The sequence below is a fragment of the Micromonospora haikouensis genome (assembly GCF_000876225.1).
Taxonomy (GTDB): Bacteria; Actinomycetota; Actinomycetes; order Mycobacteriales; family Micromonosporaceae; genus Micromonospora; species Micromonospora haikouensis.
In genome coordinates, this window is sequence record NZ_JXSX01000003.1 from 83930 (window position 1) to 96213 (window position 12284).

Genomic DNA, 12284 nt, shown 5'->3' on the forward strand with positions numbered 1-12284 from the left:
AACACCCGGGAAGATCACCGGGCAAAGTGATCTTTCCGCAGCTCACCAGGGAGGATCCCGGAACCCGGTCACCGCCGTTTCGGCGTCGTTCATCGACCCGGCCCGCTGGGCGCGATAGTGTCGCGCCGCCGAACCTCACCCGCCTCCAGGGAGCAGACCGTGGCGTCGACGACCGACAGCTCCGCGCCGCCCGTCGGCCCCGACGGACGGGCCCCGGCGACGGGGCCGGGCGGCGGGGACGGGCCGGACGTACCCCAGGGGGAGGCGGCGTCGGGCGGGCCGCGACGGTCGGTCGGCGGCCGGATCGGCTCGGTCGAGGTGCTGGCCGCGCTGCTGGTCCTGCTGATCGTGTTCCGCGCGCCGCTGACCGACGCGCTGTCCGCGCCCCGGCTGCAGACCTGGACGACGGTCTTCGTCTCGGTGCTCGTGCAGGCCGTGCCCTTCCTGGTCTTCGGGGTGCTGCTCTCGGCGGTGATCGCGGTCTTCGTGCCGCGCTCGTTCTGGGCCCGGGCGCTGCCGCGGCACCCGGCCCTCGCGGTGCCGGTGGCCAGCGCCGCCGGCGTGGTGCTGCCCGGCTGCGAGTGCGGCTCCGTGCCGATCGCCGGGTCGCTGATCCGGCGCGGCGTCACCCCGGCGGCGGCCCTGGCGTTCCTGCTCGCCGCCCCGGCGGTCAACCCGGTCGTGCTCGCCGCCACCGCCGTCGCCTTCCCCGGCGCACCGGAGATGGTGCTCGGCCGGGCGGTGGCCAGCCTGGTCGTCGCCATGGTCATGGGGTGGCTCTGGCTGCGGCTCGGCCGCGCCGACTGGATCCGGCTGCCGCGCCGGCCCGAGCTGGACGGGGCGTCGCGCGGCGCTGCCTTCTGGGCGGCCGTGCGGCACGACGTCGTGCACGCCGGGGGCTTCCTGGTCGTCGGCGCGATGGCCGCCGCCAGCATCAACGTGCTGGTGCCGGAGCGCTGGCTGCAGACCCTCGCCGACTCCCCGGTGCTGTCGGTGCTGGCCCTGGCCGTGCTCGCCGTGCTGCTGTCCATCTGCTCGGAGGCCGACGCCTTCGTCGCGGCGTCGCTGTCGCAGTTCTCCCTCACCTCCCGTCTCGTCTTCCTGGTGGTCGGTCCGATGGTCGATCTCAAGCTGATCTCCATGCAGGCCGGCGTCTTCGGCCGCCGGTTCGCGGTCCGGTTCGCCCCGGCGACGTTCGTGGTCGCCGTCGGCGTGGCCGGCCTCGCCGGGGCGGTGCTGCTGTGAACCGGCAGGCGCAGGCCGTCGTCCTGCTGCTGCTCGGCGGCGCGGTGGTCCGGGCCAGCGTCACCGACCTCTACCTGCGCTACGTCAAGGAGGGGCTGCGGCCGTTCCTGATCGCCGCCGGGCTCGTGCTGATCGCCGCCGCGGTCATGACCCTGTGGTACGACCTGCGCCCCGCGCCGCGCGGCGACGCACCCGCGTCCGGCGGCGACGGGCCCGCGTCCGGCTCCGGTTCCGGCGGGCAGCCGGAGGACGACGACGGGCACGGGCACGGCCACCACGGGCCGCGCGTCGGCTGGCTGCTCCTGCTGCCGGTGCTCGGGCTGCTGCTGGTCGCCCCGCCGGCCCTCGGCTCCTACGCGGTGGGCCAGGCCGGCACCGCGCTCGCCGGCCAGCAGCAGTCGGACTACCCGCCGCTGCCGCCGGGCGACCCGGCCCCGGTCACCGTCCTCGACTACGCCTCCCGGGCCCTGTTCGAGCGGGGCGCGTCGATCGGCGAGCGGCGGGTCCGGCTCACCGGGTTCATCGCGCCCGGCCCCGACGGGCAGCCCATCCTGGCCCGCATGGTGCTCTCCTGCTGCGCCGCCGACGGCCGCCCCGTCAAGCTGGGCATGACCGGCGACGTGCCCCTGGGCCTGCCGCCCGACACCTGGGTCGAGGTCACCGGCCGCTACAGCGACCGGGTCGGGCGGGACCCGGTCAACGACGCCGAGATCCCCTACCTCGCCGTGGAGTCCTGGCGGGAGGTGCCCGCCCCGAGAAACCCGTACGAGTGACCGGCCCCGCCCTGGGTAGGCTGCCGATCATGCGGGTCGACGCGCGAGGGCTGACGTTCGAGGTGCACGCCGGAGGGCCAGCCGACGGCGAGCCGGTGCTGCTGCTGCACGGTTTCCCCCAGCACAGCGGCGAGTGGGACGAGGTCACGCCGGCGCTGCACGCCGCTGGGCTGCGCACGTACGCGCTCGACCAGCGCGGCTACTCGCCCGACGCCCGGCCGGCGGAGGTCGAGGCGTACCGCATTCCCGAACTGGTCGCCGACGCGGCGGCGGTGCTCGACGCGCTGGGCGTCGACGCGGCCCACGTGGTGGGGCACGACTGGGGCGCGATCGTCGCCTGGGGGCTGGCCGCCGCCCACCCCCACCGGGTGCGCACCCTCACCGCCGTGTCGGTCCCGCACCCCGCCGCGATGGCCCACGCGCTGGCCACCGACACCGAGCAGAAGGCCCGCTCGTCGTACATCGCCCTGTTCCGCAAGCCCGGCAAGGCCGAGAAGGTGCTGCTGGCGTTCCGGGCCGTCGCCCTGCGCCGGCTGCTCGGCGGCATCGGCGACGCCGCCCGGGTCGCCCGGTACGCCGACCCGATGCGCGCCCCGGGCGCGCTGACCGCCGCCCTGAACTGGTACCGCGCGATGTCCGGGAAGGACCTCGCGGCGGTCGGGCCGGTGTCGGTGCCCACCACGTACGTGTGGAGCGACCGGGACACGGCGGTCGGCCGGGTCGCCGCCCGGGCCTGCGCCGCCCACGTCACCGGCGACTACCGCCCCGTCACGCTGGCCGGGGTGTCGCACTGGATCCCCGACGAGGCGCCCGGCCCGCTGGCCGAGGCGATCCTGGCCCGCACGGCCACGGCCCGATGACGCCGGCACCGGCCGCCCGGCCGCACACCCGCGCCTCGCTCGCCGCGCAGCTCACCGACCTGGGGGTACGCCCGGGCGCGGTGGTGCTCGTGCACGCCGGGCTGAAGGCGCTCGGGTTCGTCTGCGGCGGCGCGCAGGCGGTGGCCCTCGCGCTGCGCGACGTGCTCGGCGAGCGGGGCACGGTCGTGGTGCCCACCCACACGCCGGAGAACAGCGACCCGGCCGAATGGACCAACCCGCCGGTGCCGGCGCACTGGTGGCCGGTGATCCGGGCCGAGACGCCCGGCTTCGACCCGGCGGTCACCCCGAGCCGGTTCATGGGGGCGCTGGCCGAGACCGTCCGGGGCTGGCCGGGTGCCCGGCGCAGCGACCACCCGCAGGTCTCCTTCGCCGCCCTCGGGCCCGCCGCCGAGCGGATCGTGGCCGGGCACCGGCTGGCCGGCATGCTCGGCGAGGACTCGCCACTGGGCCGGCTCTACGACGCCGACGCCGACGTGCTGCTGCTCGGCGTCGGCCACGACTCGAACACGTCGCTGCACCTGGCCGAATACCGGCAGCCCGCCCCGCCGAGGCGACGGGAGGGCGCGGCGGTGCGGACCCCGGACGGCGGCCGGCGCTGGGCGGGGTGGGACGACATCGTGCTCGACGAGAGCGACTTCCCCCGGCTCGGGGCGGCGCTGGAGGCGACCGGCGCGGTGCGGGTCGGCCCGGTCGGCGACGGGACGGGGCGGTTGATGCGCCAGCGGGCCGCGGTCGACTTCGCGGTCGACTGGCTGGCCCGCCACCGGGCAACGGTGGCCGGCGGCCGGACAAGGACCGACGGGACCGGCGAGACGCCGGACGGCAGCCGGGGGACGGAGGACGACGCATGACGATCAGCGCCGAGGACTACCTGGCGGTGGTGACGGAGACGATCGGCCGGGTGTCGGCCAGCCAGCGGGAGGCGGTGGGCCGGGCGGCCGACCTGATCGCCGACGCGCTGCGCGCCGACGGGGTGGTCCACGCGTTCGGCACGGGCCACTCCGAGGCCCTCGCCATGGAGATCGCCGGCCGGGCCGGCGGCCTGGTGCCGACCAACCGGATCGCGCTGCGCGACGTGGTGCTGCGCGGCGGGGCCCCGGCCGACGTCCTGGGCCCGCTGCTGGAGCGGGATCCGGCGGTGGCCCACCGCCTCTACGAGCTGGCCCCGGTCCACCCGTCCGACGTGTTCGTGGTGGCCTCCAACTCCGGGGTCAACGGGGCGATCGTGGAGTTCGCGGCGCTGGTGACCGGGCGGGGGCACCGACTGGTCGCCATCACGTCGGCGCAGCACTCGGCGCGGATGGCGTCCCGGCACCCGTCGGGGCGCAAGCTGGCCGACTTCGCCGACGTGGTGCTGGACAACGGCGCACCGTACGGCGACGCGACCCTGCCGCTGCCCGGCGGCGGCGCGGTCGGCGCGGTCTCCTCGATCACGGCGGCCCTGCTCGCGCAGCAGGTCACCGTCGAGGTGGTGGCCCGGCTGCTCGCGGCGGGGGAGCCGCCCCCGGTCTACCTGTCGGCCAACATCGCCGGCGGCGACGCGCACAACGACGCCCTGGAGGCCCGGTACGCGGGCCGGATCCGCCGGGGGGCGTGACCGCTTCCGATCGGGTTCGGCCGCGCCCCGCCGCCCCGCGCGGGCGCGGGCGTGAATGGGTTTCGTCGTCGATCCGATCGGGCAATGGCGATGCTGCCGGCGGGCCGCACCCGCCGGCAGTACCGTCGCCCCCGGAGGTAACGCGTGTCCAAGGAAACCGAGCGGCAGCGCTGGCAGCGCAACTTCGCCGACCTGCTCCAGGAGTTGCGGGTCGCGCAGACCGGTGTGCAGATCCTCTTCGCGTTCCTGCTGACGCTGCCGTTCAGCAACGGTTTCACCAGGACCAGCGACTTCCAGAAGGACGTCTACATCGTCGCGCTGCTGTCGGCCGCCGCCGCCACCGCGATGATCATCTCCCCGGTGGCCTTCCACCGGGCGCTGTTCCGGCAGGGCCGCAAGCCGGAGCTGGTCCGCTTCGCCCACCGGATGGCCAGCGGCGGGCTCGCGTTCATGCTGGTCTCGATGGTCAGCGCGGTCCTGCTGATCACCGACTTCGTGCTGGACCGGGGCATCGCGTTCGTGCTCACCGCGGTCACCGCCGTGTGGTTCCTGACCTTCTGGGTCTTCCTGCCGTTCGCCCGCCGCAACTGGGGCGAGGACGACATCGACGACGACGATGACGACCCGCAGACGCTGACGGGCGACTGACCGCGCCCGCTGCGACCAGCGGTGACGCTGTCGGAAATCCGAAGTGCACGCGACGCTACCCCTGGGTAACAACCGGGGGTAGCGTCGCTCGTGAGTCGAGCACGTCGACGCATCCGGACCGAGGTTCGAGGAGGCAGCCGTGACCACGACGCAGAACAGCCGACCCGCGCCCGACCCGGCGGAGGGAGCCACGCCGGACGCCGGCCCGCAGCCGGTGCGGGGGAGCGCGGCGGCGGACGACGCCGGCCCGACGCCGGCCCAGGGAAGCACCGGGCCGCTGCCGGCGGAGGCCGGGCAGGTGTCCGAGAAGGAGGCCCGGCAGGTCGCCGAGGCGGCCCGAGAGTCGGCCTGGGACCGGCCCAGCTTCGGCAAGGAGCTGTTCCTCGGGCGGTTCCGGCTCGACCTGATCCACCCGTGGCCGCGCACCGATCCGGCCGAGGACGCCCGCGCCGAGGAGTTCCTGGGGCGGCTGCGCGCGTACCTGGCCGCCGAGGTCGACGGCGCGGCGATCGAGCGGGACGCCCGCATCCCCGACGAGGTGTTCCGGGGCCTGGCCCGGCTCGGCGCGTTCGGCATGAAGATCGACCGGAAGTACGGCGGGCTAGGGCTGAGCAACCTGCACTACTGCCGGGCGCTGATGCTGGCCGGCTCGGTCAGCCCGGCGATCGGCGCGCTGCTGTCGGCGCACCAGTCGATCGGCGTGCCGCAGCCGCTGAAGATGTTCGGCACCGACGAGCAGAAGCAGCGCTTCCTGCCCCGGCTCGCCGCCGGCGAGGTGTCGGCGTTCCTGCTCACCGAGCCCGACGTCGGCTCCGACCCGGCGCGGCTGGCGACCACCGCCGAGCCGACCGCCGACGGCACCGGCTACCGGCTCAACGGGGTGAAGCTCTGGGCCACCAACGGCACCGTGGCCACGCTGCTGGTGGTGATGGCCCGGGTGCCGGCGACGCAGGGGCGGCGCGGCGGGATCACCGCGTTCGTCGTCGACGGCGACGCCGAGGGCATCACCGTGGAGCGGCGCAACGAGTTCACCGGTCTGCGCGGCCTGGAGAACAGCCTCACCCGGTTCCACGACGTGTTCGTGCCGGCCGAGAACGTCATCGGCGGCGAGGGCAAGGGTCTCAAGATCGCCCTGACCACCCTCAACACGGGGCGGCTCTCGCTGCCGGCGATGTGCGTCGGCGCGGGCAAGTGGTCGCTGAACGTGGCCCGGGAGTGGGCCGCCGACCGCGTCCAGTGGGGCCGGCCGGTGGGCGAGCACGAGGCGGTCGCCCAGAAGCTCGCCTTCGTCGCCGCCACCACGTACGGCATGGAGACGATGCTCGACCTGTGCTGCCTGCTCGCCGACGACGACCGCAACGACATCCGGATCGAGGCGGCGCTGGTCAAGCTGTACGCCAGCGAGATGGCCTGGAAGATCGGCGACGAGCTGATCCAGATCCGGGGCGGGCGCGGCTACGAGATCGCCGACTCCCTGGCCGCTCGGGGCGAGCGCCCGGCGGCGGTCGAGCAGCTGCTGCGGGACCTGCGGATCAACCGCATCTTCGAGGGCTCCACCGAGATCATGCACCTGCTGATCGCCCGCGAGGCCGTCGACGCCCACCTGTCCGTGGCCGGCGACATCATCGACCCGGACGCCGGGCTCGGCCGCAAGGCGAAGGCCGGCGCGCGGGCGGGCGCGTTCTACGCGCGGTGGCTGCCGACCCTCGCCGTCGGCCGGGGGCAAGCCCCGACGGCGTACGCGGAGTTCGGCCCGATCGCCGGGCACCTGCGCCAGGTCGAGCGGTACAGCCGCAAGCTGGCCCGGTCGACGTTCTACGCGATGTCCCGCTGGCAGGGCAAGATGGAGCGCAAGCAGGCGTTCCTCGGCCGGGTGGTGGACATCGGCGCGGAGCTGTTCGCGATGAGCGCGGTCTGCGTCCGGGCGTACGCGGAGAAGGACGCCCGCCCGGAGAACGTCGAGCTGGCCGACCTGTTCTGCCGCCAGGCCCGGCTTCGGGTCGACGCCCTGTTCACGGCCCTGTGGGCCAACACCGACCCGGTCGACGTGGCCGCGGCGCGGCGGATCCTCGCCGGCCGGTACGCCGCCCTGGAGGACGGGGTGATCACGCCGTCGGCCGACCTGCCCTGGGTGGCCCGCTGGACGCCGGGCCCGTCCACCGCCGACGACGTTCGCCGCCGCATCCCGCCGGAGTGAGCCGCATCCCGCCGGAGTCGAGGGGGCCGGTCAGCGGGAAGCGATCGCCCAGGCCAGCACGGCCGCCAGGATGAGCCCGTTGAGCAGCGCCAGCACCAGGTACGCCTGCGGCGGGATCTTGCGGCCCCGCTTGACGAAGCTCACCAGCACGGCGGCGTACGCCAGCAGCAGCACGGCGACGACGATCAGGAAGTAGAGCACCGCCCCACCCTAGACGAGCGGCTCGGCGGCCGGCCGACGGTCGGCCGCCGAGCAGGGCCGGGCGGCGGGCACGGCCGGGTAGCATGCGCGTATGAATCGAATCTCATCAATCAATAGGTGGGGCGCGGCGTATCGGCGCGCCGCCGGGGTGGTCGCGATCGCGCTGGCGGTCCTGGCGGGCGGGGTGGCGGTCGCGGCCGGGGCCGCCACCGCGGCGGCCACCGGCTGCCGGGTCGACTACAAGGTCACCAGCGAGTGGCAGGGCGGCTTCGGCGCGGACGTCGCCATCACGAACCTCGGCGACCCGGTCTCCGGCTGGACGCTCACCTGGTCCTTTGCCACCGGGCAGCGGGTCACCCAGGCGTGGAACGCCACCGTCACCCAGAGCGGGTCGGCGGTCAGTGCGAGGGACGCCGGCTACAACGGCGCCATCGGCACCAACGCCAGCGTCAGCTTCGGCTTCACCGGCGCGTGGACCACCGCCAACCCGGTGCCGACGGCGTTCTCGCTCAACGGGGTGCCGTGCACCGGCGCGCCGACCGCCACGCCGTGCGCGCCGCCGTCCACCCCGTCGTCGCCGTCGGCCACCCCGTCCCGTACGCCGACCCCGACGCCCTCCACGCAGGCCCCCGTCACCGTCTGGCTGGCCGGCGACTCCACGGTCGCCAACCCGTCCTCCAGCGGCGCCTGCCCGGTCGGCTGGGGCAACCAGTTCGGCCAGTACCTCAACGCCAACGCGACCGTGGTGAACAGCGCGGTCGGCGGGCGCAGCATCCAGACCTGGCTGTACGACCCGAACGTCACCACCACGAAGAACTCGGCCGGCGAGTGCGTGGTCAGCCCGGAGACGTACTCGACCCGCTGGCAGGCCATGCTGAACTCCGGCACCGGGATGAAGGCCGGCGACTACCTGTTCATCCAGTTCGGCATCAACGACGGCGACCCCAACTGCAACCGGCACGTCGGCTCCGCGCGGTACAAGCAACTGCTCGGCGTGATGGCCAACGCCGCCAAGCAGCGCGGCGCGCGCCCGGTCTTCCTCACGCCGGCCGCCGCGATCACCTGCTCGGGCAGCACCGCCGTCGGCAACCGGGGCTTCCTCACCGAGACGTTCGACGCGGGCGCGGCCAACAACGTGCCGGTCATCGACCTGCACAGGCTGAGCTACACGCTGTACAACCGGCTCGGGCTGTGCCCGAACAACGGCGACTACGGCTCGGGTGCGGTGGGCGCGTTCTTCTGCAACGACCACACGCACTTCGAGGCGGCGGGTGCCCGGCAGATCGCCGGCGTGGTCGCCACCGCGCTGCGCGACCAGCAGATCGGCCTGGCGGCCTACCTGCGTTGACGACGGCGGTCAGGAGAGCGCGCAGGCGGCGCCGTTGAGGGTGAACGCGGTCGGCCGGGTGTTCGCGCCGGGGGCGTCGGCCAGGAAGCCGAAGCTCACCGTCGTGCCGGCCGCGATCGTGCCGTTCCAGCTGGCGTTGGTCGCCCGCACGGTGCCGCCGCTCTGCGCGTAGCTCGCGTTCCACGCCTGGCTGATCCGCTGGCCGTCGGCGAACGTCCACTGCACCGTCCAGCCGTCGACCGGCGCGGTCCCGGTGTTGCGGACGGTGACCTCGCCCTGGAAGCCGCCCTGCCACTGGCCGGTGACCGCGTACCCGACGGAGCAGCCGGTCGTGCCAGCCGGCGGGGTGGTGACGGGCGGCGTGGTTGCCGGCGGGGTGGTGGCGGGCGGGGTGGTCGTGCCGGGCGTCGGGGTGGTGGTGCCCAGCTTCGCGGCGACGATCGGGGCGAGCCGCGCCGCGATCGCCCGGTGTCCGGCGTCGTTCGGGTGCACCGAGTCGCTCAGCCCGTCGGCCGGCAGCCACCCGGTGGTGTCCACGTAGAACACGTTGCGGTCGCCGCCGCCGGTCACCGTCGTGACGGCGGCGGCGGTCTCCGCGGCGTACCGGCCGCTGAAGGTACGCAGCGCGAAGATCGCCGCGCGCGGGTACTTCCCCCGCACGGTACGGATGAACGTGGCGTACTGGCTCTGGAAGTCCGCGCCGCTCACCCCGTGGCCGCGGTCGTTGGTGCCCAGGTTGATCACGACGGCGTCGGCCTGGTAGCGGCTGAAGTCCCAGTTCGGGCTGGTGGCCGCGTATCCGGTCTTGAGGAACTGCGCGGCCACGCTGACGCAGCCGTCGGCGGTGGCCACCAGGCAGCCCCCGCCGTAGCCAAGCTGGGTGTGCTCGGTGCCGAGCTGCTCGCCGGTCAGCCAGCCGTACGCGGTCAGCGCCACGCGCGACGACGTGGTGCCCAGCGTGATGGAGTCGCCGACGAACTCGATCAGCCGGGGCCGCACCGGGGTCGGCAGGGTGGTCGCGCCCGCGTCGAGGGTCAGCCCCTGGAACACCGCGTCCCCGGTGTACGAGCCGCCGACCACCCGGTACGACACCAGCAGCGTGTGGTTGCCGGCGCGCAGCGGGGTGGGGGTCAGGTTGACGGTCCCGCTGACGTTGGTCAGGTACGTGAAGTCGGCCCCGTCGATGCTGTAGTACAGGTCGATGGTGCGGCGTTGCCGCAGCTTGACCGTGGTGCCGGTGAACCCGGTCCTCAGGTAGGCCCCGGCCCAGTTCGGCACGTACGCGGTGCTGTTGCTCTTGTCCCAGCGGCCGACGAACGCGATGTTCGGGTCGGTGGGCGAGCCGTCACCGGTCGCCGCCCGTGCCGGCGGCAGCCCCAGGAGCGTGGCGGCGAGCATCGCCACCACGCCGACGGCACCGGCCGCGACGATCGACCGCCTGCGAGACACGGACATGGGTCGCTCCCTCCCGGCACCCCGGCACCCGGCGCAGGGCAGGCACCCGAGGCGAACGCATCGATGCCTATCTAATCCCCTTCCCGTGGTGCGCACAACCGCGGCGGACGCGACGGTCGTGGCGGCGCTGGCGGTCTGGCCCGCGTGGTGGTCGCCCTGCGTCACGATCGTGGCTCCTTCGAGGTCCCCGGTCGGTCTGACTCTGCGTCACGGCCTTGCCGCACCCGACACGTCTCCTCGCTCCCTTTGCTCTGCACCCATCCACGCAACACCCGGCTTGAGCAGCCGGGATGCAAGATCGCGGACCATGTTGAGGGGCGGCGTGCGGTTGCGCTGCGTGACTGCTGCGCATGTGGGTGCAGAGCAAAGGGGGCGGAGGGGGTGCCGGCGTCGGGGCGGCGAGTCACGCGGCGTCACGTGCCGCCGGGGCGTCGGTGCGGCGGGCCGACGCCCGCCGGTCCGCCCGGCAGGCACGCCGGTCCACCCGACAGGCCCGGCAGGCCGGCGGGCCGCCCGGCGGGCCGGCAGACCCGACGCTTGCCGGTCCGCCCGGCAGGCCCGGCAGCCCGGTCAGCGGCCCGTGCGCAGGCCGAGTCGGCGCAGCTCCAGCGCCGCGAGCGCGTCGACGGTGGCGTCGTCGCCGCGCCGCCACGCCTCGGCCACGTCCGGGGCGATCCGGGCCAGCTTCCCCAGCGGCTGTCCGGCCAGCGCCCGCAGGGCCAGCAGGTCCCGGCCGGCGGGGGCGGTGGCCAGCGCCTTCGCCGAGGCGGCCCGACGCATCCAGCGCAGCCGCAGCGGCAGCCAGCCGAACAGCACCAGGCCGAGCGGGAAGACCAGCACCGCGATGCTGAGCGCCAGCGCGAGCTGGCCGACCAGCTCCTGCTGGTCGCGGCCCGCCTCGGCGACGGCCCGCGCCGCGTCGGCGGCCTTCGTGAACGGGGCGGTCAGCTCGTCGCCGACCAGCGGCACCCGGCCGACCTTGCCGCCGGCCTCGGCCAGGTTGTCGGCCAGGCCGCCGCCGGCCCCCTCCAGCTTCTGCCCGGGTACGGCGAGCTTCTGCACCAGGTCGTGCACCCAGAGGGCGAAGCGGATCGCGGCGTACACCCAGGCGAGGACGAGCAGGTCGGTGAGCAACTGACGGGCGGCGGTCGGGAAGCGATCGGCGTAGATTTTCACGCCGCACAGCGTGCCACGGCCGCCCCGGCTCGGCACGGGTCGGAATTGTCAGCCGGTGCAGGCCGGGCAGGTGCCGAAGATCTCCAGGGTGTGGCTGACGTCGGCGTACCCGTGCTGCGCCGCCACCCGCTCCGCCCAGGCCTCCACGGTCGGCCCCGCGACCTCGACGGTGCGGCCGCAGACCCGGCAGACCAGGTGGTGGTGGTGGCCCTCGCTGCACCGCCGGTAGAGGTGCTCGCCGCCCGGCGGGCGCATCACGTCGATCTCGCCCGCGTCGGCCAGCCCCTGCAGCGTGCGGTAGACGGTGGTCAGCCCCACCCGCTCGCCGCGCTCGCGGAGCATGGCGTGCAGGTCCTGCGCGCTGTGGAAGCCCTCCACCTCGCCCAGCAGCGCGCTCACCGCGGAGCGTTGCCGGGTGTTCCGGACGGCGGTGCCCTCGCTCATGATGCCTCCCCGGCGTGACTGACCGCGTCGGCCACGATGTGCGCGACGTGCTCGTCGACCAACGCGTACGCGATCTCGCGGCCACGCCGGGAGCCCCGGACCACGCCGGCCCCGCGCAGCACCCGCAGGTGCTGGGAGACCAGCGGCTGGGCGGCTCCGAGCTTCTCCACCAGCTCGTGCACGCACCGTTCACCCTGCGCCAGCTCGCTCACGATCGCCAGTCGGATGGGGGCCGAGAGCGCGCGCAGCAGCTCACCGGCGCCCTCGTAGGCCTCGTACCCTGATCCGCTGGTCACTGGATAACGGTAACCAATCCCGC

At 74.6% G+C, this 12284-nt stretch carries 13 protein-coding genes; 8 read left to right on the top strand and 5 right to left on the bottom strand.

What is annotated here, in order from left to right:
* Nucleotides 1-303: 303 nt before the first annotated feature.
* The 7 genes from TK50_RS22035 (at nucleotide 304) to TK50_RS22065 (ending at nucleotide 7341) form a co-directional block, all read left to right on the top strand.
* Entirely contained in the window at nucleotides 304-1245 is a 942-nt protein-coding gene (locus TK50_RS22035) for a permease (protein WP_043969230.1), read from the top strand.
* Nucleotides 1242-2018 (top strand): TIGR03943 family putative permease subunit, encoded by a 777-nt coding sequence (locus TK50_RS22040; protein WP_043966803.1) that lies wholly within the window; start codon nucleotides 1242-1244, stop codon nucleotides 2016-2018. Before TK50_RS22035 ends, TK50_RS22040 begins: the two co-directional genes overlap by 4 nt.
* A gap of 29 nt (nucleotides 2019-2047) precedes the next feature.
* A complete protein-coding gene (locus TK50_RS22045; RefSeq protein ID WP_043969231.1) occupies nucleotides 2048-2878 on the top strand; it encodes an alpha/beta fold hydrolase in 831 nt (276 codons plus the stop codon).
* Complete coding sequence (locus tag TK50_RS22050; RefSeq protein ID WP_082106497.1) at nucleotides 2875-3750, top strand: AAC(3) family N-acetyltransferase; 876 nt, start codon at nucleotides 2875-2877, stop codon at nucleotides 3748-3750. Before TK50_RS22045 ends, TK50_RS22050 begins: the two co-directional genes overlap by 4 nt.
* Nucleotides 3747-4496 carry a sugar isomerase domain-containing protein gene (locus tag TK50_RS22055; protein WP_043966804.1) on the top strand — a complete coding sequence of 250 codons (750 nt, stop codon included), beginning with the start codon at nucleotides 3747-3749 and terminating at the stop codon, nucleotides 4494-4496. Before TK50_RS22050 ends, TK50_RS22055 begins: the two co-directional genes overlap by 4 nt.
* Nucleotides 4497-4640: 144 nt before the next feature.
* Nucleotides 4641-5144, top strand: a complete 504-nt coding sequence (locus TK50_RS22060) for a DUF6328 family protein (protein WP_043966805.1) — start codon at nucleotides 4641-4643, stop codon at nucleotides 5142-5144.
* Between the two features lie 139 nt (nucleotides 5145-5283).
* A complete protein-coding gene (locus TK50_RS22065; RefSeq protein WP_422119955.1) occupies nucleotides 5284-7341 on the top strand; it encodes an acyl-CoA dehydrogenase family protein in 2058 nt (685 codons plus the stop codon).
* 30 nt (nucleotides 7342-7371) lie between these two features.
* On the opposite strand, the gene TK50_RS34505 is transcribed toward TK50_RS22065, so the two are convergent.
* Nucleotides 7372-7542, bottom strand: coding sequence for a hypothetical protein (locus TK50_RS34505; protein ID WP_176734065.1), 171 nt, complete (start codon nucleotides 7540-7542; stop codon nucleotides 7372-7374).
* Nucleotides 7543-7690: 148 nt separating this feature from the next.
* Here TK50_RS34505 and TK50_RS34510 point away from each other — a divergent pair, with 148 nt between their 5' ends.
* Complete coding sequence (locus TK50_RS34510) at nucleotides 7691-8890, top strand: cellulose binding domain-containing protein (protein ID WP_241774089.1); 1200 nt, start codon at nucleotides 7691-7693, stop codon at nucleotides 8888-8890.
* Between the two features lie 9 nt (nucleotides 8891-8899).
* On the opposite strand, the gene TK50_RS22075 is transcribed toward TK50_RS34510, so the two are convergent.
* The 4 genes from TK50_RS22075 to TK50_RS22090 all read right to left on the bottom strand — a co-directional run bounded on the left by TK50_RS22075 (nucleotide 8900) and on the right by TK50_RS22090 (nucleotide 12261).
* Nucleotides 8900-10345: a cellulose binding domain-containing protein gene (locus tag TK50_RS22075; RefSeq protein ID WP_063838615.1), complete on the bottom strand. Its 1446-nt coding sequence runs from the start codon at nucleotides 10343-10345 to the stop codon at nucleotides 8900-8902.
* A 570-nt stretch (nucleotides 10346-10915) separates the two neighbouring features.
* The gene (locus TK50_RS22080) at nucleotides 10916-11521 is read right to left on the bottom strand and encodes a hypothetical protein (RefSeq protein ID WP_043969236.1); all 606 of its coding nucleotides are present in this window, start codon (nucleotides 11519-11521) and stop codon (nucleotides 10916-10918) included.
* A 48-nt stretch (nucleotides 11522-11569) separates the two neighbouring features.
* On the bottom strand, nucleotides 11570-11965 hold the full coding sequence (locus tag TK50_RS22085; protein ID WP_043966806.1) for a Fur family transcriptional regulator: 396 nt from the start codon (nucleotides 11963-11965) through the stop codon (nucleotides 11570-11572).
* Nucleotides 11962-12261, bottom strand: a complete 300-nt coding sequence (locus tag TK50_RS22090) for an ArsR/SmtB family transcription factor (RefSeq protein ID WP_043966807.1) — start codon at nucleotides 12259-12261, stop codon at nucleotides 11962-11964. Before TK50_RS22090 ends, TK50_RS22085 begins: the two co-directional genes overlap by 4 nt.
* Between the last annotated feature and the right edge of the window lie 23 nt (nucleotides 12262-12284).